We start from the raw sequence: 25002 nt of genomic DNA, 5'->3' as shown, positions 1-25002 counted from the left end.
CTGGAGCCGCCATGACCCTGCCTTTCCCCGTGCCCCCGGCCGCCGCACCCGAGCGCGCCCCCGCCCGCCGTGCTCCCCGGTCCGAGACCCTCCTCGAGGACCTCAACGACGCGCAGCGCGAGGCCGTCAGCCACCCCGGTGGGCCCCTGCTCGTCGTGGCCGGCGCCGGCTCGGGCAAGACCCGGGTGCTCACCCGGCGCATCGCCTGGCTCATGGCCGCGCGCGGCGCCCACCCCGGCTCCATCCTGGCCATCACCTTCACCAACAAGGCGGCCGCCGAGATGCGTGAGCGGGTCGCCGAGATGGTCGGCGGCGCCTCCCGCGCCATGTGGGTCTCGACCTTCCACTCCGCCTGCGTCCGCATCCTGCGCCGCGAGGCCGCCACCCTGGGGTACACGTCGTCCTTCACCGTCTACGACGCTGCCGACTCCCGCCGGCTCATGACCCTGGTGTGCCGCGACATGCAGCTGGACCCCAAGCGCGTCAACCCCCGGGCCGTGCTGGCCCACGTGTCGAACCTCAAGAACGAGCTGGTCGACCACGAGTCGGCCGCCGGCCGGGCCGAGAACCCCACCGAGGAGCTGTACGCCGAGGCCTACGGCACCTACCAGCGCCGTCTCATCGCCGCCAACGCGATGGACTTCGACGACCTCATCATGAACACCGTCCACCTGTTCCAGGCCTTTCCCGCCGTGGCCGAGTCCTACCGACGCCGGTTCCGGCACGTCCTGGTCGACGAGTACCAGGACACCAACCATGCGCAGTACTCGCTCATCCGCGAGCTGTGCGACCCGGAGTCCGACCTCCTGGTCGTCGGTGACTCCGACCAGTCCATCTACGCCTTCCGCGGGGCCAGCATCCGCAACATCCTGGAGTTCGAGGACGACTTCCCCGACGCCCGCACGATCCTGCTCGAGCAGAACTACCGCTCGACCCAGACGATCCTGTCGGCGGCCAACGCGGTCATCAGCCGCAACGAGGGCCGGCCCGAGAAGAACCTGTGGTCGGCCGAGGGCGAGGGCGAGAAGATCGTCGGCTACGTCGCCGACGACGAACGCGACGAGGCCCAGTTCATCGCCGACGAGATCGACACGCTCACCGACGACGGCGCAGCGACCCCCGCCGGCGTCGCGGTGTTCTACCGGACCAACGCCCAGAGCCGGATCTTCGAGGAGGTCTTCATCCGCGTGGGCCTGCCGTACCGCGTGGTCGGCGGGGTCAGGTTCTACGAGCGCAAGGAGGTGCGCGACGCGCTGGCCTACCTCCGGGCGCTGGTCAACCCCCGCGACACCGTCTCGATGCGCCGCATCGTCAACGAGCCCAAGCGGGGCATCGGCGACCGCGCCGAGGCCAGCCTGGAGGTGTTCGCGGCCCGCGAGGGCGTCAGCTTCTGGGAGGCGATGCGTCGCTGCGACGAGGTCGCCGACCTCGCGACCCGGTCGCGCACCGCGGTGGCGGGGTTCGCCGGCACCATGGCCGAGCTGATGGAGCTCGCCGAGTCCGGCGCCCCGGCCGACCAGGTGCTCGAGGCGGCCCTGACCCGCAGCGGCTACCTGGCCGCGCTGGAGAAGAGCGACGACCCGCAGGACGAGTCCCGGGTCGAGAACCTCGCCGAGCTCGTCGCGGTCGCCCGGGAGTTCGTGACGGCTGCCGCCACGGTCGACGACGACGCCCCGGCCGACCCCGACGACGTCGACCTCACCCCGGGCTCCCTCGCGGCGTTCCTCGAACGGGTCTCCCTGGTGGCCGATGCCGACTCGATCCCCGACTCCGGCGACGGGGTCGTCACGCTCATGACCCTGCACACCGCCAAGGGTCTGGAGTTCCCCGTGGTCTTCCTCACCGGGCTCGAGGACGGCATCTTCCCCCACATGCGGTCCATGGGGGACCCCGCCGAGCTCGCCGAGGAGCGGCGACTCGCCTACGTGGGCATCACCCGCGCCCGCGAGCGGCTGTACCTGACCCGGGCCACGAGCCGGTCGGCGTGGGGCGCACCGTCGTACAACCCGGCCTCCCGCTTCGTCGAGGAGGTGCCCGACCACCTGGTCGACTGGCGACGCGAGGCCAGCCCGCCGACCCAGTGGATGCCGTCCACCCCGTCGGTCACCGCCCGGGCGCAGGGCTCGTTCCGCTCCGGCAACGTGTCGGCCCGGTCGACCGACATGAGCGGCATCCCCTCGCTCGATCCGGGCGACCGGGTCTCGCACGACACCTTCGGTCTCGGCACGGTCGTCGCGCTCGACGGTCAGGGCCAGAACAGTCAGGCGTCGGTCGACTTCGGCTCACAGGGCATCAAGCGACTCATCCTGCGGTACGCCAAGCTCGAGAAGCTCTGAGCCCGCGGCGGGCGAGCCGTCAGGTCGTGGCGAACACGATCGGCATCGCGATCGCCGCGAACCTGACCGTCCGCCCGGCGAAGCAGCACACCACGAAGTCGAGCCGGCGCATCTGCACGACGCCGGCGGCGGTCGCGGTGGCCAGCAGCGGGGGGAGGCCCACGGAGGCGGACAGCGAGATCACCCCGATCGCGCGCCAGCGCCCGTCCAGGGCGGCCAGGAGCCTGGTGCCGGCGCGCACCCACCACGCGTCGGGGCGCTTGGGAGGCCGGCGCTCCACCACCCGCCGCCCGGCCCTGCCGGCCTCGTAGAGCACGACCTTGCCGGCCGTCTGCCCCGCGGCCAGCGCGACACATGCGGCGAGCGCCACCGGCCACGCCTCGACGAGGGCGATCGCCGTGGTCACGGCCTCGGCGTTCACCAGGGGGAGGACGGCCGAGGCGAACCCCAGCCCCACCGCCCCGAGGACGGTGATCAGTCCGGCGAGCACGTCTGCCCGGCAGCAGCGATCGTCAGCATGCGGTGGGCGGACCAGACCTTGACGGCCAGCTGCACCACGGCGACCACGGTGGCCACCGCGACGGGAGCGACCAGCAGCAGCACCAGCAGCAGGGTCGTGTTGGCCGTCTTGGCCGGGACCGACCAGTTCCAGCGCCAGAGCACGCGGTCGACCCGGTGGAAGTAGTTCGGGCTGACCAGCGGCCAGTGCAGGAACCCGAGTGACAGCATCATGTCGATCACCATGAACTGCAGCAGGTAGATCACCAGGGCCGGCGCGAAGTCCGGCCGGACGACGAGCAGTCCGCCGATCAGGACCGCGCTGCACGCCCGGTCGCTGACGATGTCGTACACCGCTCCGAGCCGGGTCTCGCCGCCGGTCCACCGGGCGACGTTGCCGTCGAGGGAGTCGCCGACCCAGTACACCCCGTAGGCGATCGCGAGCAACAGCTCGGACGCCTCGAGCAGTCCGACCACCCCGAGGACGACGGCTCCGGCGGTGCGGACGGTCGTGACCAGGTTCGCCCACGTGGCGACGGGGGCGCCGTCCCACACGAAGGTGGCGGACGGGGCCGGGGAAGTCACCATGGCCCGACCGTAGTGCCTCACCGCGGGGAGGCGAGCGGGGAGGCCCTCAGGGGTTGACGTTGTGCGTGCGCAGCACGACGGCGGGATCGACCGGCGACGAGCTGCCGGCCGGGTAGATCTCCAGGTGCAGGTGGGGGCCCGTGGAGTTGCCGGTCGATCCGGTGTACCCGATCGTCTGTCCGGCGGTCACGGTCTCGCCGGGTCGCACGATCATGCGGCTCTGGTGGGCGTACCAGACCTCGGTGCCGTCCTCCAGCTCGATGACGGTGCGGTTGCCGTACGAGCCCTCGTACCCGGCGGAGATCACGGTTCCGGCAGCGACCGAGACGATCGTGGAGCCGGACGGGCCGGCGAAGTCCAGGCCGGTGTGCATGCCGCTGCTCCAGAGGCTGCTGCGCTGGCCGAAGCGGGCCGAGAGGCGGTAGCCGGCGACCGGGAGGACCCACTGGTTGGCCCGCAGCTGGTCGGCGGCGGCCTGGGTGTCCTGGGCCAGCTGCTGCTGGGTGATCTCGAACTGCTCCGCCTGGATGCGGGTCTGCTCCTCGAGCAGCTCACGGTCGAAGCTGCGGCTGACGTCGACGGTGCCGTCGTCAGCGGCGATGCCGCCGGTGTAGGCGGCGGAGATCGCCTGGTAGTTGGCGGTGAGTGCGCTGCCGTCGGCCTTGTTGGTGATGACCGCCGAGCCGATGCCGGCGACGACCAGGGCCAGGGCGCCGACCATCGCGAACGAGGGGCGCAAGCTCCGGCGGACGCGACTCTGACGTCGGGCGACGCGACGGCCCGCGGGGGGGCGTTGCGAGGACTGCTGTCGGACGTCGAGTCGGCGCTTGGGCGCGGACGAACTCACGCAGACCTCCGACCAGTGGATGACAGAACGCGGCCCACCTTAGCCGATGGTCGGTACGTCGTGGCATCGATCGGCCGATCTGCTGTGGTGAGGAGGCCGTTCGCCGCCTGAGGCCGGGAGGTCCTGTGGTCGGATTCACAGCGTGCGAGACTGCCGACGTGCGGCGATCGGAACGAGTGGTGGTGGGGTCGACCGGGTCCGGTGAGGGCCTGGACGTCGAGGCGAGGCGCCTGCGCGACACCGGCGCGGAGGTCGTGTGGATCGGCGCGGGGGTGTCGGTCGACGACCTGGCCGCGACCGCCGTGGCCGAGGACGCTGCCCGGGTGGTGGTGGCGTCCGGCGACGACCCGACCGCGGTCACCGCCGCGCTGGCCGCGCGGCACGTCGACGACGTCGACGTGATCACCGCCGCCGGCTGAGACGGGGGTCCGCAGGGCCGTCATCCGCAGGGCCGTCATCCGCAGGGTCGTCATCCCGCTCGGGACTGGCGCGCCTCGACGTCGTCGACCCAGGTCCGCACGGCGTCGGCCACCACGTCCGGCTGTGCCTGGGGGATCCAGTGGTCGGCCACGACGTCGAGCCGGCGCAGGTCCGGGGCGAAGGTCGCGACGTCCGCGTAGATCGCCGGCGACAGGAAGGCGTCGCGGGTCGGCACCACCAGCTGCACCGGCACGCGGGTCGACGCCGGGGTGAAGCGGGGCGAGTTGGCCCGGTAGAGGTTGACCCCGCGTCGGGCGTCCTCGACGAAGGTCTCGCCCCAGTGGCTGTCCTGCAAATCCTGTCCGCCGGCCAGGATCCGCGGCAGACGCTGTCCCAGAGCGGTGAGGACCAGCTCGGGCAGCACCGGCAGCTGGAACACCATGACGTACCAGGACTTGGCCAGCTGTCGGGCCAGCGGCAGGTACTGACGGCGCCGGGCGCTCGAGGCGAGGAAGTGTCCGACCAGCTCCAGCGCGGGGCCGCTGACCGACGTGAACGAGGCGATCCTGCCGCGCAGCCGGGGATGGTCCGCCTCCGTCAGCACCGCGTCCCACAGCTGGACCGAGCCCCAGTCGTGGCCCAGCAGGTGGACCGTGCGGCCCGGGGCCACGGCCTCCACCACGGCCGCGAGGTCGTCGACCAGGTGCCGGGTCGCGTAGGCGGCCCTGCCCCGGGGGGCGCTGGACCCGCCGGTCCCGCGGACGTCGTACGTGACGACCCGGAACGTGTCGTCGAGCAGCGGGACCACCTGGTTCCACACCGCCGACGTGTCGGGGTAGCCGTGGACGGCGATGATGACCGGGGCGTCGGACGGACCGCTCTCGTGCACGGCCAGACGGACGTCCCCGGAGCGGACCGACGTGATGCTCATCGGGTCTCCTCGACGGTTTTCCTCGGCACGGACGCTCCGCGACTCTACGGGACAGTAACGGACCCCACGATGCCCCGCCGTTCCACCGCGGATAGAGTCGCACCGGCTCTGCCGCGGACCCAGCTCGCGGGCCGGGAGCCCCCAGGACGTCAACTCACAGGACGGACTCCACCGTGGATCTGATGGAATACCAGGCGAAGGAACTCTTCGCCAAGCACGGCGTACCGGTCACGACCGGCATCGTCGCCACCACCCCCGACGAGGCGAAGGCCGCTGCCGAGCAGCTCGGTGTCGTCGTCGTCAAGGCCCAGGTCAAGGCGGGCGGGCGAGGCAAGGCCGGCGGCGTCAAGCTGGCGAAGACGCCGGACGAGGCGCATCAGCACGCGTCGAACATCCTCGGCATGCAGATCAAGGGCCTGACGGTGAACCGGGTGCTCATCGCGCCCGCGGCGACCATCGAGGAGGAGTACTACTTCTCCTTCCTGCTGGACCGCGCGAACCGCAGCTACCTCTGCATCGCGAGCGTCGAGGGCGGTGTCGAGATCGAGGAGGTCGCGAAGACCAACCCCGACGCCGTCAAGCAGATCCCGATCGACGCCGGTGCCGGGGTCGACGACGCCAAGGCCCGCGAGATCGTCGCGGAGGCCGGATTCCCCGAGGCCCTCACCGAGCAGGCCGTCACCACGGTCCTGACGCTGTGGAAGACCTTCGTGGAGGAGGACGCGACCCTCGTCGAGGTCAACCCGCTGGCGCGTCTGGAGGGCGACGTGCTCGAGGCGCTGGACGGCAAGGTCTCGCTCGACGAGAACGCCGAGTTCCGCCACGACGACCACGCCGGCTTCGAGGACAAGGCCGCGGCCGACCCGCTGGAGGCCAAGGCCAAGGCCAAGGGCCTCAACTACGTCAAGCTCGACGGCGAGGTCGGCATCATCGGCAACGGGGCGGGGCTCGTCATGAGCACCCTCGACGTCGTCGCCTACGCCGGGGAGAAGCACGGCGGCGTGAAGCCCGCCAACTTCCTCGACATCGGCGGAGGAGCCTCGGCGCAGGTCATGGCCGACGGCCTCGACGTGATCCTCGGGGACGACCAGGTCAAGAGCGTGTTCGTCAACGTGTTCGGCGGCATCACGTCCTGCGACGCGGTCGCCAACGGCATCAAGGGCGCGCTGGAGCTGCTCGGCGACAACGCCACCAAGCCGCTGGTCGTGCGCCTCGACGGCAACAACGTCGACGAGGGTCGCGCGATCCTCGACGAGCTGAACCACCCGCTGGTGACGCAGGTCGAGACGATGGACGGCGCCGCCGACAAGGCCGCCGAACTCGCCAACGGACAGGGAGCCTGACATGTCGATCTTTCTGAACGCACAGTCCAAGGTCATCGTGCAGGGCATCACCGGTGGTGAGGGCTCCAAGCACACCGCCCGCATGCTGGCCGCCGGCACCCAGGTCGTCGGAGGTGTCAACGCCCGCAAGGCCGGCACGACCGTCGAGCACACCGACGCCGACGGCGCCACCGTCGAGCTGCCCGTGTTCGGGTCGGTCGCCGAGGCGATGAAGGAGACCGGCGCCGACGTGTCGGTCGTCTTCGTGCCGCCGGCCTTCACCCAGGACGCCGTCGTCGAGGCGATCGACGCCGAGATCGGCCTGCTGGTCATCATCACCGAGGGCGTCCCGGTGCAGGACAGCGCCGAGTTCTGGGCCTACGCCCAGGGCAAGAAGACCCGCATCATCGGCCCCAACTGCCCCGGCATCATCACGCCGGGCGAGGCGCTCGCCGGCATCACGCCGGCGACGATCTCCGGCAGCGGCCCGATCGGTCTGGTCTCGAAGTCGGGCACCCTGACCTACCAGATGATGTTCGAGCTGCGCGACTTCGGCTTCACCACGGCCATCGGCATCGGCGGCGACCCGATCATCGGGACGACGCACATCGACGCCCTCGAGGCGTTCGAGGCCGATCCCGACACCAAGGCGATCGTGATGATCGGCGAGATCGGTGGCGACGCGGAGGAGAAGGCGGCGGCCTACATCCAGGCGCACGTCACCAAGCCGGTCGTCGGCTACGTCGCGGGCTTCACCGCCCCGGAGGGCAAGACGATGGGCCACGCCGGCGCCATCGTCGCCGACGGAGCGGGCACCGCGCAGGGCAAGAAGGAAGCCCTCGAGGCGGCAGGCGTCAAGGTCGGCAAGACGCCGTCGGAGACCGCGGAGCTCATGCGGGAGATCCTGCAGGGCCTGTAGCCCCCACGCACCACCACGCGGGCCCGGAGTCGACCTCGACTCCGGGCCCGCCTGCGTCCGTCCCGGCCCGGACCGCCGCCGTGTCCGCCGGTCAGGGGAGGTAGATGAGCCGCTGGGCCGCCCGCTGGGCCAGCTGGAGGAACTGCTCGGGGCTCACGTCGGCCTCGCCGCTGGGCGTGAAGGTCAGCTGGGCCACGGCGCTGCCGCGCTGGACGATCGCGGTCCGCACGCTGACGGGGGCCGCGTCGGCCACCTCGAACCCGATCCGCCAGGTGAACCCGCGGGACATCACCCCGGTGTCGAACGCCCCGGTGTCCTCGACGCCGGCCGCGAGGTTCTCGCCCGGGCAGGCGGCGATCCGGTTGCGGACGTCGTCGACGAAGGCCGTCGCGGCCTCCTCGGACGCAAAGCGTCCGACCGTCTCGACCGCGCCGAAGCCGGGCGGCAGCCCGGTGGCCTCGGGGATGACGTAGATGCGCGATCCCGCCCCGGTGACCCCCTCGCCGGCGATCTCGGAGCGGTCACAGGGCGTCGCGGCCGGGTTCGGTCCGGTGCCCGTGGGGGCGACCCCGGCCCACACGTTGTCGATCGTGGTGATCGGCGGGAGGTCGACGACCCCGAGGAACTCCGGCGCCTCGGAGGTGCGCGGGGGGTCGGTCGGCTGGACCTGGATGTCGTCGGTGCAGCGTCCGCCGCTGTCGGCGCACACCCGCTCGACGGAGTCGTTGAGCGTCTGGGCGAAGACCTCGATGGGCGGGGCCTCGAGCCCGTCGACCTCGTGCACCACGGTGCTGGTGACCGTGCCGGACTGGCTGAACCCGACGGTGAACGTCCGCTGCGGCGACCGGTTCGACACCATGCGCATGATGAGGAAGTCGCCGAACGGCCGGGCGACGCGGTAGGTCTCGGTCAGCTGCGTCCGCGGGTGGCTGCAGTCGGCGTACCAGCTGACCAGCCGGGCGTACGCCTCCTCGGCGGCCGCGACGCCGGGCGCCACCTCGATCGCCTGGGCGACCCGCTCGGTGAGCCGGCCCGAGCCCTCGAAGGACCGGACGAACACCTTGAGCGGGTCGACGGTCGCGAAGCGCTGGGTCGGGCAGGTGGCGTACGGCCGGTCGTTGTCGGTGTCCTCGTCGGTGCTCGTGACCGTCCACTCGGCCTCGGGGTCCAGCTGGCTGACCTGGGCGCTGGTGAGCAGGTTGCCGGCGTCGATCTCGCGGGCGTCGAGGACCAGGTCGGGGGTCTCGGCGCCGAACCGCTGCCGGTCGGGCAGCACGTCGCCCGTCGCCAGCACGTCTCCCTCGGTGGCCACCACGCCGCCGAACGCCAGGGCCGTGACGGCCGCCGCCACCAGGGCGACGGTGTTGCGGCGCCGGCCCTGGACCGCCTTGCGGCGGATGTGGTCCGACGGTGGGAGGGAGAGCTGCTGCGCGACCTCGACCAGGGCCAGCATCCGGCGTTCCAGCGTGTCGATGTCCTGGCCGGTGGCCGCCTCGAGCGCCGTGATGGCGGACGTGACCTTCTCGATGCCGTCCTCGTCGGTGACCCCGACCTCACGGGCGGCGTCGTCCAGATCGGTGCTGCCGAGAGTCATCAGCACGATCAGGCGGCGGTCGTCGGACGGCAGGTCGGCCAGCGCGTCGAGCAGCTCGGTGTCGGAGTCGTCCTCGTGGCGGCGGCGCAGCGGGTGGGTCCCGCGGTCGAGCACGGCGAGCTTCCAGGCCTCGTTCCGGACGTAGCTGAGGGCGTGACGGTCCCGGATCTTCGACCAGTCCCGCCACGCCCGCCGGTACGCGTCGACCGTGACCTCGCGCGCGACGGTGCGGTCGCCGGTGACGGCGTAGGTGACCCGGAGGGCGGCGTCGGAGGTGGAGCGGTAGAAGCTGTCGAACTCGTCGACGCGCGTCATCGGTCTCCTCCTCACAGGTCGGCGTGGCTTGGACGAACGCGGCAACCCTACAGGGAGGATGGACGGGTGCGCCCTCGCAGTGAGCCCCCCTCCCGGCCGTCCGACCGGACGGCCGGCACGGCCGCAGCGGCGGCCCTGGGGCCGGCCTTCGTGGCGGTCGCGACCGCCGTCGGGGTCGGCCTCGTCGTCGCCTTCCTCGGCGTGTGGGCCGCCGGCGGGGCCGGCGGGTCCCTCCTGTCGACCGCCCGCGCCACGGTGCAGGTCTGGCTGGTCGCCCACGGCTCGGGCATCACGACGGGCGGGACCGACGTCGGTCTGGTGCCGCTGGGAGCCGTCGCCGTCGCCGTCGCCGTCGTGGCGTGGTCGGTACGGCGCACGGTCGACACCCCGGTGGCCGAGCCCTCCGCCCTGGTCGCCGCGACGGCCGGCGCGCACGGTGTCGTGGCGGCCTTGCTGTCGGCCGTGACGGACTCGACGGGCGCGTCGACGTCGATGGTGCGGGCCGCGCTGGTCGCCTTCTGTGTGGCGGGAACGGGTGCCGCGGTGGGGTACGCCGCCGCGCACGGGGTGCCGGACCTGTGGTGGCCCCAGGACCGACCGGAGCTCCGGGCGGTGGTGGTCGGGGCCTCCGTGGCAGCGGGCGCGGTGGTGGTGTGTGCCGCCGTGGTCGTGGCGGTGCTGCTCGGTGTGCGGGTCGAACGCGCGGGCGACCTCTGGGCGCTGCTCGATCCCGGCCCGGGAGGAGGACTCGCGTTGGCGGTGGTGTGCCTGCTGCTCGTGCCGACCTTGGTCGCGTGGACGGTCGCCGCCCTGCTCGGGCCCGGTTTCGTCGTCGGGTCCGACACGTCGGTCGACCTGACCGGCTCGTACCTGGGAGAGGTGCCGGGCCTGCCGGTCCTGGCGGCACTGCCGTCGCCCGGGGAGTTCCCGGGGTGGGTCTTCCTGCTCGCCCTGGTACCCGTCGTCGCGGCCGCCGGCGCCGGGTGGTGGCTCGTGCGCACCGGACGGGTGGACACCACCACCTCGATGCCCCGTGCCGTCTCGGTCGCCGCAGGTTCCGGTGCCGTGGGCGGTCTGGCGCTGGCGTTGCTCGCGCGGGCCTCCGGCGGATCGGCGGGCCCGGGACGCATGGCCGAGGTCGGACCGACCGTGTGGTGGCCCCTGCTCGTCGGGGTGCCCGTGATGGCCGCGGGCGCTGCCATCGGCGCGACGGTGGCCCACTATCGTGGGGGCCGTGCCGAGCCGCGTTGAACCCTCACGTCTGGTCGTGCTGGTGTCGGGCAGCGGCACCAACCTGCAGGCGCTGATCGATGCCGCCGCCGATCCCGACTACGGCGCACGGGTCGCGGCCGTCGGGTCCGACCGCCACGGGATCGAGGGACTCGAGCGGGCCGAGCGGCACGGGATCGACACCTTCGTCCTGCCGACCGCCGACTTCGACGGCCGCGACGCCTGGGACGCAGCGCTGGCCTCGGAGGTCGCTGCGCACCGACCCGACCTCGTGGTCCTCGCCGGCTTCATGAAGCTGGCCGGTCCGGCCTTCCTCGCACGGTTCGGCGGCCGCACCGTCAACACCCACCCGGCGCTGCTGCCGGCGTTCCCCGGCATGCACGGCCCCCGCGACGCGCTCGCCCACGGGGTCAAGGTCACCGGCGCGACCCTGTTCGTGGTCGACGCCGGGGTCGACACCGGCCCGATCGTCGCCCAGGTGGCCGTGCCCGTGCTGCCGGGCGACGACGAGCGGACCCTGCACGACCGCATCAGGACCAGCGAGCGCAGCATGCTCGTCGAGTGGGTGGGCCGGATGGCCCGAGAGCCCTACACGATCACCGACCGCACCATCACCTTCGGAGCCGCCGTATGACCACCCCCGACAGCCGTCCCCTGCGCCGAGCCCTCGTCTCGGTCTACGACAAGACCGGGCTCGACCAGCTCGCGCTCGACCTCCACGCCGCGGGGGTGGCGATCGTGTCGACCGGTTCGACGGCGAAGGTGATCGAGTCCGCCGGGGTGCCGGTGACCCCGGTCGAGGAGCTGACGGGCTTCCCGGAGTGCCTCGACGGCCGGGTGAAGACCCTGCACCCGCGGGTCCACGCCGGGATCCTGGCCGACTCCCGTCTGGACTCGCACCGGCAGCAGCTGGCCGACCTGGACATCGCACCCTTCGACCTGGTGGTCGTCAACCTCTACCCGTTCGCCGAGACGGTCGCGTCCGGCGCGAGCGACGACGAGTGTGTCGAACAGATCGACGTCGGTGGGCCGTCGATGGTCCGTGCCGCGGCGAAGAACCACCCCACCGTGGCCGTGGTCGTGTCGCCGGACTCCTACGAGGAGGTCCGGGAGGCGCTCGGTTCCGGCGGGTTCACCCTCGACGCACGTAAGCGGCTCGCGGCGCGGGCCTTCGCCCACACGGCCGCCTACGACGTCGCCGTCGCCTCGTGGTTCGCCGGCGACTACACGCGAGCGGACGGCGACGCCTGGCCGGAGTTCGGCGGGTCCACCTCGGCGCTCGCCCAGGTGCTGCGCTACGGCGAGAACCCGCACCAGCAGGCCGCGCTGTACTCCGACGGCACCGGGGGTCTCGCCGATGCCGAGCAGCTGCACGGCAAGGAGATGTCGTACAACAACTACGTCGACACCGACGCCGCCCGCCGCGCCGCCGCCGACTTCTCGCGACCGGCCGTCGCGATCATCAAGCACGCCAACCCCTGCGGCATCGCGGTCGGGTCCGACGTCGCGGAGGCGCACGCGCGGGCCCACGCGTGCGACCCCGTCTCGGCCTTCGGCGGAGTCATCGCGGCCAACCGGCCGGTCTCGGTCGCGATGGCCGAGCAGGTCGCCGAGGTCTTCACCGAGGTCATCGTGGCGCCGGACTACGAGCCGGGTGCGGTGGAGGTGCTGCAGCGCAAGAAGAACATCCGCATCCTGCGCTGCGCCGCCGACCAGGACCCCCCGGCGCGGGAGGTGCGGCCGATCTCCGGTGGGGAGCTGGTCCAGCAGGTCGACCACGTCGACGCGCCGGGCGACGACCCGGCGAGCTGGACGCTGGTCGCGGGGGAGCCGGCCGACGCCGCGACACTCGCCGACCTCGCCTTCGCCTGGACCGCCGTGCGCGCGGCCAAGTCCAACGCGATCCTGCTCGCCGCCGATGGTGCCTCGGTGGGCATCGGCATGGGTCAGGTCAACCGCGTCGACTCCTGCCACCTCGCGGTCCAGCGGGCCGGCGCCGGCCGGGCCCGGGGCTCCGTGGCGGCCTCCGACGCGTTCTTCCCCTTCGCCGACGGCCCGGCGATCCTGATCGACGCCGGGGTGCGGGCCATCGTGCAGCCGGGCGGGTCGGTCCGCGACGACGAGACCGTCGCCGCGGCCCAGGCGGCCGGCGTCACGATGTACGTCACCGGCACCCGACACTTCTTCCACTGACACCGGTGGGCGGTCTGCTGTGCCGGTCATGACGGACCGCCGTCTGCTCGGGGCGCTGCTCGTGGCGGTCTCGGCCGTCGCGTTCGGGTCGATGGCGATCTTCGGCGTCTGGGCGCAACGGGACGGGGCGGACACCCCGGCGCTGATCCTGGTCCGGTTCTCCGTCGCCGCGGCCGTGCTGGCCGTGGTGCTGGCCGTCGTCCGTGGTCGGCTCGGACTGGTGCGGCCGCCGTGGCACCGGATCTGGCCGGTCGCGGCCCTGGGCGGGATCGGCTACATCGGCCAGGCCTACTGCTTCTTCCTGGCGCTCGAGTACGCCCAGGCGAGCCTCGTGGCGCTGCTGCTCTACCTGTTCCCCGCGTTCGTCGCCGTCCTGGCGGCGGTGTTCCTGCGTGAACGGATCGGCCTGGTGACCGCTCTGGCGCTCGGACTGGCCCTGTGCGGCACCTTCCTGGTCGTCGGCGGTGGGTCGGGGCGCCCGCTGGGCATCGCGCTCGGGGTGGGGGCCGCCGTCATCTACTCGCTCTACATCACGATCGGCTCGGTCGTCACCCGTGACCTCGACGCGCTGACGGTGTCGACCGTGGTCTGTGCGGCTGCCTCGTGCGTCGGCGGCGGCATCGTGCTGGTGCTCGTCGCGGCCGGCCGGTCACCGTCGTTCCCCGCGACCGCGGCGGGGTGGGGGTCGTTGGTGGCCATCGCCCTGATCGGGACGGTCGTCGCCATCCTGACCTTCTTCGCGGGACTGGCCCTGCTGGGCCCGACGTCGGCGTCGGTGCTGTCGACCCTGGAGCCGGTGGTGACGGTCGGCCTCGCGACGTGGCTGCTCGACGAGTCGCTGACCGGTGTGCAGGCCGTCGGCGCAGCCCTGGTGCTGGGTGCCGTCGTGTGGCTGGCGCTGGAGGGCCGACCGACGGCCGACCCGTTGCCCCCGACCTAGGAGGCGGCCGACCCGCCGGGCGCGGCGTGGGCCCGCACCAGGTGGCGCACGGCGGTGGTCAGCATCAGGGCCTCCTCCGACTCGGAGTACTGCCCGGACTGCCGGCGCAGCGCGGTGCCGGCGATCAGGGCGATGATCGCGGCGACCAGCTCGCGCGAGTCCTCGACGCCGATGTGGCGCAGGACGTCGGCGGCCAGCTGCTCGAGCGACCGCAGGGCCTCGCCGGCGACGTCACGCAGCTGCGGATCGCGGGCGGCCGCCAGGTAGATCGACAGCTCGACCGCCGCGACCTCCGGGCCGCGGGCGGCGAAGATCATCTCGACCCAGCCGGCGGCGGTCTCGGTGGGCACGGCGGCGCCGAGGTCGGCGACGGTGAAGCCGCGCAGGTCGTCGATCCACTGCTGCACGTGGGCGGCGAGAGCCTCACGGATCAGGTCGTCGATCGAGGCGAAGTAGTAGGTGGTGGTGGCCGGCGCCACCCCGGCGCGGGCGGCGACGGCCCGGTGGGTCACGAGGCGGGAGCCGCCCTCGGCGAACAGCTCGATGGCGGCGGCGAGCAGCGCGTCACGCCGCTGCCGACTGCGCTCCTGGCTCAGCTGGGCCCGGCTGACCATTGACACTCCCTCGTTCATTTCGTACGTTCGTCTCAATTACTTCGAGTGGTACGTCCCGATCCCCGTGGAGATTCTATGCGCCGGACGCTGCTGGGTCTGTTGTTGCTGGGTCCGTTGTTCGCCGTGGTGCCCGCCGGTCCGGCCGCCGCCGCGGGGTGGGAGCCCGGCCCGGCGCTCTACGACGTGGCCGTGACCGAGAGCGACGTGCCCGTGACGATGGCCGACGGCCGGGTGCTGCGGGCGGCCGTGCACCGGCCCGTCCTGCCCGGGACCACGACACCCGCCGACGGCCCGTTCCCGGTCATCCTCGTCCAGACCCCCTACGGCAAGTCGGTCGGCAACACCGGCATCGGCGCGGTCAACCCGTACCTGATCGAGCGGGGCTACATCGGGGTCATCGTCGACGTGGCCGGGACGGGCGGCTCGGAGGGCACGTCCCAGCTGTTCGGCCGCCAGGAGGCGGAGGACGGCGCGGAGCTGGTCGAGTGGGCTGCGCGCCTGCCGGGCAGCACGGGGGAGGTCGGCCTGCTCGGCGGCTCGTACCTCGGGATCGACCAGCTGTTCACGGCGGCCGCGGTCGGTCCCGGTTCTCCCCTGAAGGCGATCCTCCCGATCGTCTCCGCCTCGGATCCCTACCGCGACCTGTTCGTGGCCGGCGGGGTGGTGAACATGGTGTCGAGTCTCGGACTGATCGCCGCGTACTTCGGCCTCCGTACCCTCACCCCGGCGGCCGAGCGCCCGACCGTCCCCGTCGATGCGTTGCGGTTGAGCCTCGAGCACGGCCTCGCCGGGATTCCGTTCGAGCTGCAGACCGGTCTGGACGTGCTCGCCCAGACGGGTCGGGTGTACGACAGCGCGTACTGGCAGGAGCGGGCCCCGCAACGGGTGCTGCAGCAGATCGTGGACAACGACGTGCCGACGTTCCTTGTGGGCGGCCAGTACGACGTGTTCCAACGCGGCGAACCTCTGCTGTTCAGCGGCCTGCAGAACGCCTCGGTGGGGCGTTCGGTGTGGGAGCCCATGTCGGCCGACCAGCCGGTCGACCCCCGCTTCCACCTGCTCACCGGACCGTGGGACCACGGCAATCCGGGTGGGGAGGACCTCGACGAGATCCAGCTGCGGTGGTTCGACCAGTGGCTGAAGGACGTCGACACCGGAGTGCTGGGGACCGGCCCGCTGCACGTGGTCGACTCGACCGCCGGGGCCTTCGAGGCCGACCGGTTCCCGCTGGCCGAAGCCACCCCGACCGCGTACCACCTCCATCCCGGAGGTGTGCTGTCGACCGAGCTCCCGAGTGCGAACCACGGGTCCCGGACCCTGTCGTACTCACCGATCTCCCTGGCGTGTCGACGATCCCTCCAGCAGTGGACCGCCGGGCTCCTGCGCGAGGTGTACCGGGCGTGCAGCTCGGCGCCGCCACCCGCGCTGCTGCAGCTGGGGGACGCCTCGTTCGACACCGCCCCGCTCGGCGAGCCGCTGCAGATCGCCGGGCCGATCGGGCTGCGACTGCAGGCGAAGTCGACCCGGCCCGAGGCGATCTTCGTGGCGACCCTGCAGTCGGTGGCTCCCGACGGGACCGTCACGGATCTCACCGCCGGCGCGCTGCTGGGCTCCGCCCGCGCCATCGACCCGGCCAGGTCGTGGCCGGGCGCGGCCGGCACCTACCAGCTGCCGTACCACCCCCACACGCGCGAGGCCGAGCAGCCGATCGTTCCCGGCCGGCTCACTCGCTTCGACGTCGAGCTGCGTTCGGCCTTCACCACGGTGCCTGCCGGGCACCGGCTCCGCCTCGTGCTGGGCACCGCCGACACCCACCTGCTCCCACCGCCGCTGAAGCTGCTCGACCTGCTGCTGGGCTTCTACGGCGTGCAGACCAACCGGGTCACACCCTCGGTGCTGAGTCTCCCGGTGGTCGACTGAGCGCGGGTGACGACGTGCCACACTCGTACCCGTGACCGCGCAGATCCTCGATGGCAAGGCCGCCGCGGCGGCGATCAAGTCCGAGCTGAGGGTGCGGGTGGCCGCGCTCGCGGAACGGGGCATCGTCCCGGGCCTCGGCACGATCCTGGTCGGCGACGACCCGGGCAGCCAGTGGTACGTCGGTGCCAAGCACCGCGACTGCGCCGAGATCGGCATCACCTCGATCCGGATCGACCTGCCCGCGACGGCGACCCAGGCCGAGGTCGAGGCGGCCGTCGACCAGCTCAACGCCGACCCGGCGTGCACCCTCTACATCGTGCAGCTGCCGCTGCCCCGCGGGCTGGACGAGAACGCCGTGATCGGGCGCATCGACCCGGCCAAGGATGCCGACGGACTGCACCCGACCAACCTCGGGTGGCTGGTCCTGGGCGCGCCGGCGCCGTTGCCGTGCACGCCGCGCGGCATCATCGAGCTGCTCCGTCGCCACGAGGTCGAGATCGCCGGGGCGCACGTCGTCGTGGTCGGGCGCGGCATCACCGTCGGCCGTCCCATGGGTCTGATGCTGACCCGTCGCAGCGAGAACGCCACGGTGACGCTCTGCCACACCGGTACCCGGGACCTGGCCGCCGAGGTGGCGCGGGCCGACATCGTCATCGCCGCCGCGGGCGTCCCGGGCATCATCACCCCGGAGATGGTCAAGCCCGGTGCCGCGCTGCTCGACGTCGGGGTCAGCCGGGACGACGACAACCGCATCGTCGGCGACCTCGCCCCGGGGGTCCGGGAGGTCGCGGGCTGGGTCGCGCCCAACCCCGGCGGGGTGGGTCCGATGACCCGCGCCATGCTGCTCGCGAACGTCGTCGATGCGACGGAGCTGGCCCACCGATGAGCCTGCACCTGCCGCGCAGCAGGGGATCGCAGCTGTACCTCGCCCAGCTGGCCGTGGTCGTGGTCGGTCTGGTGCTCGTCGCCCTGGACCACTGGCGCCTCGGCACCGCGATGGTCGGCACCGCGTTCTGCCTCGGCGCCGTGGCGCGCGTGGTGGTGCCGGTGAACCACACCGGCATGCTGCGGGTGCGGGGCCGGACGTTCGACGCCCTCTGGATGCTCACCCTGGGCGTGGCGCTGATCGCTCTCGCGGTCGTCGTGCCGGTCCAGCCCTGACCCGCCCGCTGATTCCCAGGAAAACCCAGAAAACTGTCACCTCACCCCGGTTGCAACAGGGGCCAGGTGACAGTTTTCGGGGATTTCCTGGGAAACGTCTCAGATGAGGCCGAGAGCCTGCACGGCGTCGCGCTCCTCGATGAGCTCGGCGGCGGTGGCGTCCATGCGGCCGCGGCTGAACTCGTCGATGTCGAGGCCCTGGACGATCGACCAGTCGCCGCCCGACGTCGTGACGGGGAAGGAGTAGATCAGGCCCTCGGGGATCCCGTACGACCCGTCGGACTGCACGGCCATCGAGACCCAGTCGTCGGCGGCCGAACCGTGCAGCCAGTCGCGGGCCGCGTCGATCGTGGCCGAGGCCGCCGAGGCGGCGGACGACGACCCGCGGGCCTCGATGATCGCGGCACCGCGCTTGGCGACGGTGGGGACGAAGTCGTTCTCGATCCAGGCCTGGTCGTCGACGACCTCGGCGGCGTTGCGTCCTCCGACGGTCGCGTGGAACAGGTCGGGGTACTGCGTCGCGGAGTGGTTGCCCCAGATCGTCATGTGCGCGATCTCGGTGACGCTCGAGCCCGTCCGTGCCGCCAGCTGACTGATGGCCCGGTTGTGGTCGAGGCGGGTCAGGGCGCTGAACCGGTCGGCGGGGATGTCGGGCGCGTTGCGCTGGGCGATCAGCGCGTTGGTGTTGGCGGGGTTGCCCGTGACGCCGATCCGCACGTCGTCGGCCGCGACCTTGTTGAGGGCCTTGCCCTGCGCGGTGAAGATGGCGCCGTTCGCCTCGAGCAGGTCACCGCGCTCCATGCCGGGGCCGCGGGGGCGGGCCCCGACGAGCAGTGCCAGGTTGACCCCGTCGAAGATCTTCTCGGCGTCGTCACCGATCTCGACACCCGCGAGCGTCGGGAACGCACAGTCGTCGAGCTCCATCACGACACCCTCGAGCGCCTTGAGCGCCGGGGTGATCTCCAGCAGCTGCAGCTGCACGGGGGTGTCGGGGCCGTAGACGGCGCCACTCGCGATGCGGAAGAGCAGGCTGTAACCGATCTGACCGGCCGCACCGGTGACGGCGACCTTGACGGGGCTGGAACTCACGAATCCTCCTGTGTGACGCGGGCAACACGACCAACGTAGCGCAGCCCGGGCGGGCGTGGTCCCGGGGCGGCTGCCCGCCGGCTCACCCCCGCAGCTCCAGCTCGACCGCGGTGTACGCACGGGCGCGGGCGGCCAGCCGGACGCCGCCCAGCAGGTCCGTGAGAGCCGCCGCCCGATCCGCCAGATCACGCTCCGCCTCCCCGCTCACGGGCTCGAGCAGCCGCAGCACCACCTCGCCGTCAGGAGTCTGCGACCATCCCCCCACCATGCGACCGTCGCACCACACGGTGGGACCGGCGTTGCCGTTGCGGTCGTACAGCGCCGCCCGGTGGGGGCCCAGCACGAAGTCGCGGTGCTTCCAGCCCATGGCCGACGGGTCGAGTGCCGGCAGCAGGGCGGTCCACGGTCCCGGGTCCGGGAGGGGCTCCAGCTGGTGGGCCAGGGCGACCCCCGGACGGCCCTCCACGTCGACGTCGACGGTCTCGAGGCCGGCGAGCGCGGCCCGGGTGCGGGTCTTGGTCCAGCCGGTCCACCACTGCAGGTCGTCGGGGGTCGCCGGCCCGTGGGTCCGCAGCCACAGGTCGGCGAGGGCGACGGCCGCGTCCTCGGGACCCGGCAGGTCGACGGGACCGCACCACGTGTCCAGCAGCGTCCAGCGGAACTGCGTCGACGTCCAGGTGCCGCGTGGCCGGGCACGGACCAGCCGGCCCTCCGCGGCCAGGATCGTGAGCAGCCGGCTCGTGACGGTGGGGGTGGCCGACGCCGCCGGGGTGCCGATGGTGACCCGTGAGGCCAGCAACGGGTCGGTGGCGGCGAGCTCGGCGCTGGTGGCCTCGCCCACGACGGCGAGGGACGCCAGCAGGACCGACTCGACCCGGGCGAGCCAGGCGCGCGGGTCGTCGGCGAGGCCCGCCTCGACGACCGACTTCTCGAGCCGGGACCGCTCCCGGCGGGCGACGTCGTCGCCGGCCCCTGCGACGCAGACCACGGCCGTGGCCCGTGGCGCCACGAACACGGTCCGGCGCATCGCCATGACACGCAGCATCGAGCGGGACCCGTACAGGGCGTGCTCGACGTCCGCGACGGTGGCGTCGGGGCAGCGGGCCAGGGCCGACAGGACGACGGAGGTGGGGTCGGTGCTGTGCAGGGCCACGACGGCGGCGGCCGCGGTCTCGACGTCGGGTGCATGGTGCGGTGGCGCGAGTGCGTGGAGCACCCCGACGCCCGCCCGCCGCCGATCGGCGTCGAAGGTCTGCATGGCAGCAGCGTGACATGGCCCACCGACGGAATGTCCCGGGCGCCGCCGGACTTGTCACTGCCGTGACGTCCCCGATCCTGCCGACCCCCGCCCCCGGCGTCGCGACCCGACCCCGCCACCTCGGCCTGGCCCTGCTGTCGCTGGCCGCCGGCGGGTTCGCCATCGGCACGACCGAGTTCATGACCATGGGCCTGCTGCCGCGCATCGCGGACGGCATCGACGAGTCCATCCCCACGACCGGCCACATCATCACCGCCTACGCGCTCGGGGTGGTGGTGGGCGCGCCGCTGCTGGTCGCGGCAGGGGCCCGGCTCCCGCGGCGCGAGCTCGCGGTCGGACTGATCCTCGCGCTGGGCCTGGGCAACGCCGTCACGGCGCTCGCGTCCGGGTACCTGCCGGTGATGGCGGCACGGTTCCTGGCCGGCCTCCCGCACGGGGCGTACTTCGGTGTGGCCTCGCTGATCGCGGCCTCGATGGTCGCGCCGCACCTGCGCGGACGGGCGATCAGCTCGGTGATGCTGGGGCTCTCGGTCGCCACGGTGGCGGGCGTGCCGGCCAGCACCTGGCTCGGTCAGGGCCTGGGCTGGCGCAGCGCCTACTGGGTGGTGCTGGTGATCGCCGTGCTCGCGGCGGCCATGATCCTGGCGTTCGTGCCGCACCTCCCGGGCGACCGGACGGCCACCGTCGCCCGGGAGCTGACCGCGCTGCGGCAGCCGCAGGTGGTCCTGGCGGTCGCGACCGGGATGGTCGGCTTCGGCGGGATCTTCGCGATGTACAGCTATGTGGCTCCGCTGGTGACCGAGGAGACCGGTCTGGCCGAACGGGCGGTGCCGCTGTTCCTCCTCGCCTTCGGGGTCGGATCGGTGCTCGGCACCGTGCTGGCCGGGCGGCTGGCCGACTGGGACGTCCAGCGGTCGGTGACCGGTGGGTTCGTGGCGTCGGTCGCGACGCTGCTGCTGGTCGTCCCCGCTGCCGGCTCAGCCCCCGCCCTGCTCGGCCTGGTGCTCGTGGTGGGTGCCCTGGGCTCGGTGCTGGCCATCACCCTGCAGGTCCGGCTGATGCAGTCCGCCGGGGACGCCGAGATGCTGGGCGCTGCCCTCAACCACTCGGCCCTCAACGTCGCGAACGGCCTCGGGGCCTGGCTGGGCTCGGTCGTCATCGCCGCGGGGTACGGGTACCGCGCACCCAGCCTGGCCGGTGCCGGCCTGGCCGTGCTGGGCCTGCTGATCTTCGTCGTCGGGTCGCGCGTCCTCGACCCGGGACCGAAGCGTCAGGATCCCTCGGCGACGACGATGTAGGTGACCACGGCCTTGCCGTCGACGAAGTCCGGCGAGGCCGAGACGACGACCTGCCACTTCTCCCCGACGTAGCTCCCCTGGCTGAAGTCGCCGCTGCTCATGGTGCCGCCGGACGTGAAGCCGGCTCCGAGCAACAGCTCGCCGGCCTCGTCGGCGGCATCGGCGACCGAACGGTCCACCTGCACGCTGACGGTGAACCCGTTCGCACCGGCGGCCGCGTCGTTGACCGAGGTCCCCGAGGTGATCGTGCCGTCGATGAGCGGCACCTCATCGGTGGGGAAGTCGTCCGGCAGGTCGGTGCCACCCACGACCGAGCCCTCGTCGGTCTCGACCGAGAAGTCGCCGTCGTCGGTGTCCACGGAGACCGAGCCGCCGGTGCCGTCGGGGATCGTGATCGAGTCGGTGCCGCAGGCGCCGAGGGCGAGCAGCGCGGTGAGCAGCACGGCAACGGTGCCGGAGGGGCGGATCAGGGTCATGGGCGTGCCTTTCGGGGATCGTGACCCCATTGGACACCACCAGGGCCGGTGTCCGGGGTGAGTACGAACTACTCATGCCCCGTCCCCGGGACCGCCCTAGTCTTCGGCCATGGATCTGCACACCCGCCGGGCGGCCGTCGAGGCAGCGCGTGGCGAGCTGACGGGTGGCCGTTCGGTGCTGGTGGTGGGTGAGCAGGGTTCGGGGCGGACCGGCGTCCTGGAGCGGCTGCGCGACGCCCTGGCCGACCAGGGACGGTCCGTCGTCGTGGTGCGCGGTGCCGACGCCGTGGCCGACGTGCCGTTGGCGGCCTTCGCCGAGGTGATCACGACCCACGGGGTGGCCGGAGCGGCTCCTTTGGCGGTCTACACGGCCCTGCCGGTCGAGGTCGCGGCGCGGGGGACCACGGTGCTGGTCGACGACGCCGGACAGCTCGACACCGCGTCGGCCGTCCTGCTGGGCCAGCTCGCGCGGGCCGGTGCGGCCGTCGCCGTGGTGGTCGCGCGTCCGGAGGACCTCCCGACGTCGGTGCTCGACGAGTCGGTGCACCGGGGATGGGCACGGGTCGACCTGGACCCGCTGCCCCCTGACGACGTCCTGAGGTTGGCGGCCGGACTGGTGGGTGACGAGCTGTCCGCCGCGTCCGCGGCCGCGCTCGTGACCCTGGCCGAGGGGCACGTGCGGTGCGCCGTGGAGCTGGTGACGGCCGCTGGTGCGGTCGACCGAGGACCTGCGGGGATCTTCCTCGGTGAGGTGGTGGCGACCCCGGCCGTGCGCCGGCGCGCCGCTGCGGCGACGGCAGGTCTGGGCGCCGATGCCCTCGATGCCCTCGCCGACGTCGCCGTCGCCCCTGACCTGCCGGTCGACCTGTTCGCCCCGGGCGTCCTCGTGGACCTCGAGGCCGCGGGCCTGGTGCGGATCGACGGGTCCTGCGTCCGGCAGACCCGACCGATGGTGGCGCTCGCCCTGCAGTCCGACGCACCACCCTCGGTGCGCCGCGCCCGACAGGCACGCATCTCTGCTGCGCTGCGCGGACGGCCCGGGTGGACCGGAACCTCTGCGCTGCTGGCCGTGCGCGCCGGCGGGGAGGTCGAGGACGAGCAGCTGCTGGCGGCCGCCGACGCGGCCCGGGCCGCATCGAGGACCGCCGAGGCCCGCGAGCTGCTCGACGCCCTGGACGGCACGTCGGAGACCGAGCGGGTGCTGCGGGCGGCGGTCGCGGCTGCCGACGGAGACCTGGACGATGCCGTCGGAGCCCTCCGTTCGGTCGACCTCGACGCCGTCGACGACGACTTGCGGGTCCGGATCGGTCAGGAGTGGGGGCTGGCCCTCGCGGTGCGGGGGGCCGACCCCCGGGCCGCGGTGGTGGAGGTGGCGGCGGTCCTGGACCGGGTCGAGAGCCGGGAGGGGCGCCGCGTCCTGGAGACCGACCTCGTGAAGTGGCGCCTGATGGCCGGCGAGAACCCCTCCGGCGAGCCGGTGGCCCCCGCGTCGGAGGATGCCCGCACCCGGCTCAACGAGGCGCTCATCGGGGCCATGCTGGCCAGTCTCGGCGGCCCCGTGGCGGAGGTGACGGCGCACGTGGAGGCGGGTCGGTCGGCGCTCGTGCTGGTCGAGGAGGCTCCGCGGTCGACCGCGGACCTGCTGAGCCTCTCGGAGTACCTGGGGACGGCCTTCGACGGCCGGGTCCCGGAGGCGGAACGGCTGGCGACGCGGTGCCGTGACCGCGCAGCCCTGGAGGGTGACCCGTCGCTGGGGATGTGGGAGTTCGCCGCAGCCGAGCTGGCGCTGCACCGGGGTGACCTGCTGCAGGCCGACGCCCTGGCGCGACGCGCCGTGCGGCACCTCGCCTGGCGCGACTTCACCGGTCTGCAGCCGGCGGCCGTGGCACTGGCTGCCGCCGTCGACGCCCGCAGCGGCCGCCTCGGCAGTGCCGAGGACCGCCTCGACGGGGTGACCGAGCTGCACCGGGCCGACGTGAAGGTCGAGCTGCACGTGGCCCGGACGCGCGCCGAACGGGCCCTGCGGTCCCGCGACCGACAGGCGGCGGCGGACCTGCTCGCAGCGGCCGGGCGCACCGCGGTCGAGCAGTCGCACCTGTACTTCGCCGCGTTGGCGCTCGACGAGGCCTTCATGGTCGACCCCGGCCCGGCCCGCCTCGACGACGTGCAGACGTCGGCCGACCTCTCGCCGCTGACCGCTGCCCTGGCGCGGCGGGCGGAGGCCGTCGTCTCCGGGTCGACCGCGGTGCTGGCCGGTTGCGTCGACGAGCTGGAGCAGATGGGTCTGCTCGGGCGGGCCGCGCACGCCACCCAGGTCCTCGCCCGGCTGCACGGCCGCGCCGGGCACACGGCTGCGGCACGGGAGTGGAAGACGCGCGGGGTGCTCCTGGGCAGCCGGCAGGTCTCGGCGTGGCCCGTGCAGCACGATGCCGAGTCCCTGACCCCCCGTGAGCTGGACATCGCCCGTCGTGCCGCCCGTCGCGAGCGGAGCCGCGAGATCGGGGCGGATCTGGGGCTGTCGGTCCGAACGGTCGACAACCACCTGGCGCGCATCTACCGCAAGCTCGGCATCTCCGGCCGGGACGACCTGACCCGCGAGGTGCTCGACTCCCTGAGTGAGTAGTTCCTGCTCAATCCGCTGGGTGTCGCGGTGGTGCAGCCTCGGACCCATGAAGATCCTCCTGGTCCCCGTCACCCTGCTCGCCCTCACCCTCGCCGCCTGCGGCGACGACCCCGTGGACGTCCCCGTCGCGTCCGACACGTCGGAGTCCGGCGGTGCGGGAGCGCCGACGTCGCTGGGGGACATCGACACCGGCCTCGACACGCTGGGCTTCGCCCTGGAGACCGCCATGGGCAACGTCGCGGGCTACTCGGTGGACGGCACGACCCTGAAGATCCGGGTCGAGGAGTCCTCGGAGCTCTCGTCGGCGTGCCTGATCATCAGCACGGTCGTGTCCTCGCTGACCGTGCCCGACGGCACGTCCGTCGAGGTCGAGTTCGACGACGGCACCGAGGTCTGCGACCTCTGAGCCGGCGCCGGTGGTGGTGTTGGT

Annotated in this window: 23 protein-coding genes; 14 read left to right on the top strand and 9 right to left on the bottom strand. The window is 72.9% G+C overall.

The window, feature by feature from the left end:
* Positions 1–11 precede the first annotated feature (11 nt).
* Positions 12–2336 (top strand): DNA helicase PcrA, encoded by a 2325-nt coding sequence (pcrA, locus tag HMPREF0063_RS09915; protein ID WP_007078528.1) that lies wholly within the window; start codon positions 12–14, stop codon positions 2334–2336.
* 19 nt (positions 2337–2355) lie between these two features.
* On the opposite strand, the gene HMPREF0063_RS09910 is transcribed toward pcrA, so the two are convergent.
* The 3 genes from HMPREF0063_RS09910 to HMPREF0063_RS09900 are packed head-to-tail and all read right to left on the bottom strand — an operon-like array spanning position 2356 to position 4269.
* Positions 2356–2826: a hypothetical protein gene (locus tag HMPREF0063_RS09910; protein ID WP_007078527.1), complete on the bottom strand. Its 471-nt coding sequence runs from the start codon at positions 2824–2826 to the stop codon at positions 2356–2358.
* A complete protein-coding gene (locus HMPREF0063_RS09905; RefSeq protein ID WP_007078526.1) occupies positions 2811–3422 on the bottom strand; it encodes a CDP-alcohol phosphatidyltransferase family protein in 612 nt (203 codons plus the stop codon). Before HMPREF0063_RS09905 ends, HMPREF0063_RS09910 begins: the two co-directional genes overlap by 16 nt.
* Positions 3423–3468: 46 nt before the next feature.
* The gene (locus HMPREF0063_RS09900; RefSeq protein WP_156794089.1) at positions 3469–4269 is read right to left on the bottom strand and encodes a M23 family metallopeptidase; all 801 of its coding nucleotides are present in this window, start codon (positions 4267–4269) and stop codon (positions 3469–3471) included.
* A 158-nt stretch (positions 4270–4427) separates the two neighbouring features.
* Between HMPREF0063_RS09900 and HMPREF0063_RS09895 the strand changes: the two genes are divergently transcribed.
* Positions 4428–4688 (top strand): hypothetical protein, encoded by a 261-nt coding sequence (locus HMPREF0063_RS09895; RefSeq protein ID WP_156794088.1) that lies wholly within the window; start codon positions 4428–4430, stop codon positions 4686–4688.
* Between the two features lie 50 nt (positions 4689–4738).
* Here HMPREF0063_RS09895 and HMPREF0063_RS09890 read toward each other — a convergent pair whose 3' ends face one another.
* A complete protein-coding gene (locus HMPREF0063_RS09890) occupies positions 4739–5620 on the bottom strand; it encodes an alpha/beta fold hydrolase (protein ID WP_007078523.1) in 882 nt (293 codons plus the stop codon).
* Between the two features lie 173 nt (positions 5621–5793).
* On the opposite strand from HMPREF0063_RS09890, the gene sucC reads away from it, so the two are divergent.
* On the top strand, positions 5794–6963 hold the full coding sequence (sucC, locus tag HMPREF0063_RS09885; RefSeq protein ID WP_007078522.1) for an ADP-forming succinate--CoA ligase subunit beta: 1170 nt from the start codon (positions 5794–5796) through the stop codon (positions 6961–6963).
* A 1-nt stretch (position 6964) separates the two neighbouring features.
* Positions 6965–7861, top strand: a complete 897-nt coding sequence (sucD, locus tag HMPREF0063_RS09880; protein ID WP_007078521.1) for a succinate--CoA ligase subunit alpha — start codon at positions 6965–6967, stop codon at positions 7859–7861.
* Positions 7862–7952: 91 nt separating this feature from the next.
* On the opposite strand, the gene HMPREF0063_RS09875 is transcribed toward sucD, so the two are convergent.
* Positions 7953–9770, bottom strand: a complete 1818-nt coding sequence (locus tag HMPREF0063_RS09875) for an RNA polymerase sigma factor (RefSeq protein WP_007078520.1) — start codon at positions 9768–9770, stop codon at positions 7953–7955.
* Between the two features lie 66 nt (positions 9771–9836).
* Here HMPREF0063_RS09875 and HMPREF0063_RS09870 point away from each other — a divergent pair, with 66 nt between their 5' ends.
* From HMPREF0063_RS09870 to HMPREF0063_RS09855, 4 genes are read left to right on the top strand one after another with little or no spacing between them, the layout of a single operon-like run.
* A complete protein-coding gene (locus HMPREF0063_RS09870; protein ID WP_007078519.1) occupies positions 9837–11021 on the top strand; it encodes a cell division protein PerM in 1185 nt (394 codons plus the stop codon).
* Complete coding sequence (gene purN / locus HMPREF0063_RS09865; RefSeq protein WP_007078518.1) at positions 10996–11634, top strand: phosphoribosylglycinamide formyltransferase; 639 nt, start codon at positions 10996–10998, stop codon at positions 11632–11634. Before HMPREF0063_RS09870 ends, purN begins: the two co-directional genes overlap by 26 nt.
* Positions 11631–13193: a bifunctional phosphoribosylaminoimidazolecarboxamide formyltransferase/IMP cyclohydrolase gene (gene purH, locus HMPREF0063_RS09860; protein WP_007078517.1), complete on the top strand. Its 1563-nt coding sequence runs from the start codon at positions 11631–11633 to the stop codon at positions 13191–13193. The genes purN and purH overlap by 4 nt, the downstream gene beginning before the upstream one ends.
* 28 nt (positions 13194–13221) lie before the next feature.
* On the top strand, positions 13222–14133 hold the full coding sequence (locus HMPREF0063_RS09855; RefSeq protein WP_040320756.1) for a DMT family transporter: 912 nt from the start codon (positions 13222–13224) through the stop codon (positions 14131–14133).
* Here the strand turns inward: HMPREF0063_RS09855 and HMPREF0063_RS09850 are convergent.
* Positions 14130–14747 (bottom strand): TetR/AcrR family transcriptional regulator, encoded by a 618-nt coding sequence (locus tag HMPREF0063_RS09850; protein WP_050760938.1) that lies wholly within the window; start codon positions 14745–14747, stop codon positions 14130–14132. The two genes, HMPREF0063_RS09855 and HMPREF0063_RS09850, sit on opposite strands and share 4 nt — an antisense overlap.
* A gap of 75 nt (positions 14748–14822) precedes the next feature.
* On the opposite strand from HMPREF0063_RS09850, the gene HMPREF0063_RS09845 reads away from it, so the two are divergent.
* From HMPREF0063_RS09845 to HMPREF0063_RS09835, 3 genes are read left to right on the top strand one after another with little or no spacing between them, the layout of a single operon-like run.
* A complete protein-coding gene (locus tag HMPREF0063_RS09845; protein ID WP_007078515.1) occupies positions 14823–16667 on the top strand; it encodes a CocE/NonD family hydrolase in 1845 nt (614 codons plus the stop codon).
* A 31-nt stretch (positions 16668–16698) separates the two neighbouring features.
* Positions 16699–17553, top strand: coding sequence for a bifunctional methylenetetrahydrofolate dehydrogenase/methenyltetrahydrofolate cyclohydrolase (locus HMPREF0063_RS09840; RefSeq protein ID WP_007078514.1), 855 nt, complete (start codon positions 16699–16701; stop codon positions 17551–17553).
* Positions 17550–17828, top strand: a complete 279-nt coding sequence (locus tag HMPREF0063_RS09835; RefSeq protein WP_007078513.1) for a DUF3017 domain-containing protein — start codon at positions 17550–17552, stop codon at positions 17826–17828. The genes HMPREF0063_RS09840 and HMPREF0063_RS09835 overlap by 4 nt, the downstream gene beginning before the upstream one ends.
* Positions 17829–17927: 99 nt before the next feature.
* On the opposite strand, the gene HMPREF0063_RS09830 is transcribed toward HMPREF0063_RS09835, so the two are convergent.
* Together HMPREF0063_RS09830 and HMPREF0063_RS09825 are read right to left on the bottom strand one after the other, a co-directional pair.
* On the bottom strand, positions 17928–18917 hold the full coding sequence (locus tag HMPREF0063_RS09830; RefSeq protein WP_007078512.1) for a malate dehydrogenase: 990 nt from the start codon (positions 18915–18917) through the stop codon (positions 17928–17930).
* Between the two features lie 82 nt (positions 18918–18999).
* Positions 19000–20175 (bottom strand): winged helix DNA-binding domain-containing protein, encoded by a 1176-nt coding sequence (locus HMPREF0063_RS09825; protein WP_007078511.1) that lies wholly within the window; start codon positions 20173–20175, stop codon positions 19000–19002.
* A 62-nt stretch (positions 20176–20237) separates the two neighbouring features.
* On the opposite strand from HMPREF0063_RS09825, the gene HMPREF0063_RS09820 reads away from it, so the two are divergent.
* Positions 20238–21473 carry an MFS transporter gene (locus tag HMPREF0063_RS09820; protein ID WP_245527702.1) on the top strand — a complete coding sequence of 412 codons (1236 nt, stop codon included), beginning with the start codon at positions 20238–20240 and terminating at the stop codon, positions 21471–21473.
* On the opposite strand, the gene HMPREF0063_RS15810 is transcribed toward HMPREF0063_RS09820, so the two are convergent.
* Complete coding sequence (locus HMPREF0063_RS15810; RefSeq protein ID WP_007078509.1) at positions 21446–21949, bottom strand: hypothetical protein; 504 nt, start codon at positions 21947–21949, stop codon at positions 21446–21448. The two genes, HMPREF0063_RS09820 and HMPREF0063_RS15810, sit on opposite strands and share 28 nt — an antisense overlap.
* Before the next feature lie 109 nt (positions 21950–22058).
* On the opposite strand from HMPREF0063_RS15810, the gene HMPREF0063_RS09810 reads away from it, so the two are divergent.
* Together HMPREF0063_RS09810 and HMPREF0063_RS09805 are read left to right on the top strand one after the other, a co-directional pair.
* Entirely contained in the window at positions 22059–24572 is a 2514-nt protein-coding gene (locus HMPREF0063_RS09810; protein WP_007078508.1) for a helix-turn-helix transcriptional regulator, read from the top strand.
* A 46-nt stretch (positions 24573–24618) separates the two neighbouring features.
* A complete protein-coding gene (locus HMPREF0063_RS09805) occupies positions 24619–24978 on the top strand; it encodes a DcrB/PsbP domain-containing protein (RefSeq protein WP_007078507.1) in 360 nt (119 codons plus the stop codon).
* Positions 24979–25002 lie beyond the last annotated feature (24 nt).

Origin of the sequence: Aeromicrobium marinum DSM 15272 (assembly GCF_000160775.2) — a bacterium.
Lineage (GTDB): Bacteria > Actinomycetota > Actinomycetes > Propionibacteriales > Nocardioidaceae > Aeromicrobium > Aeromicrobium marinum.
This window is presented reverse-complemented; position numbering and strand designations above follow the sequence as displayed.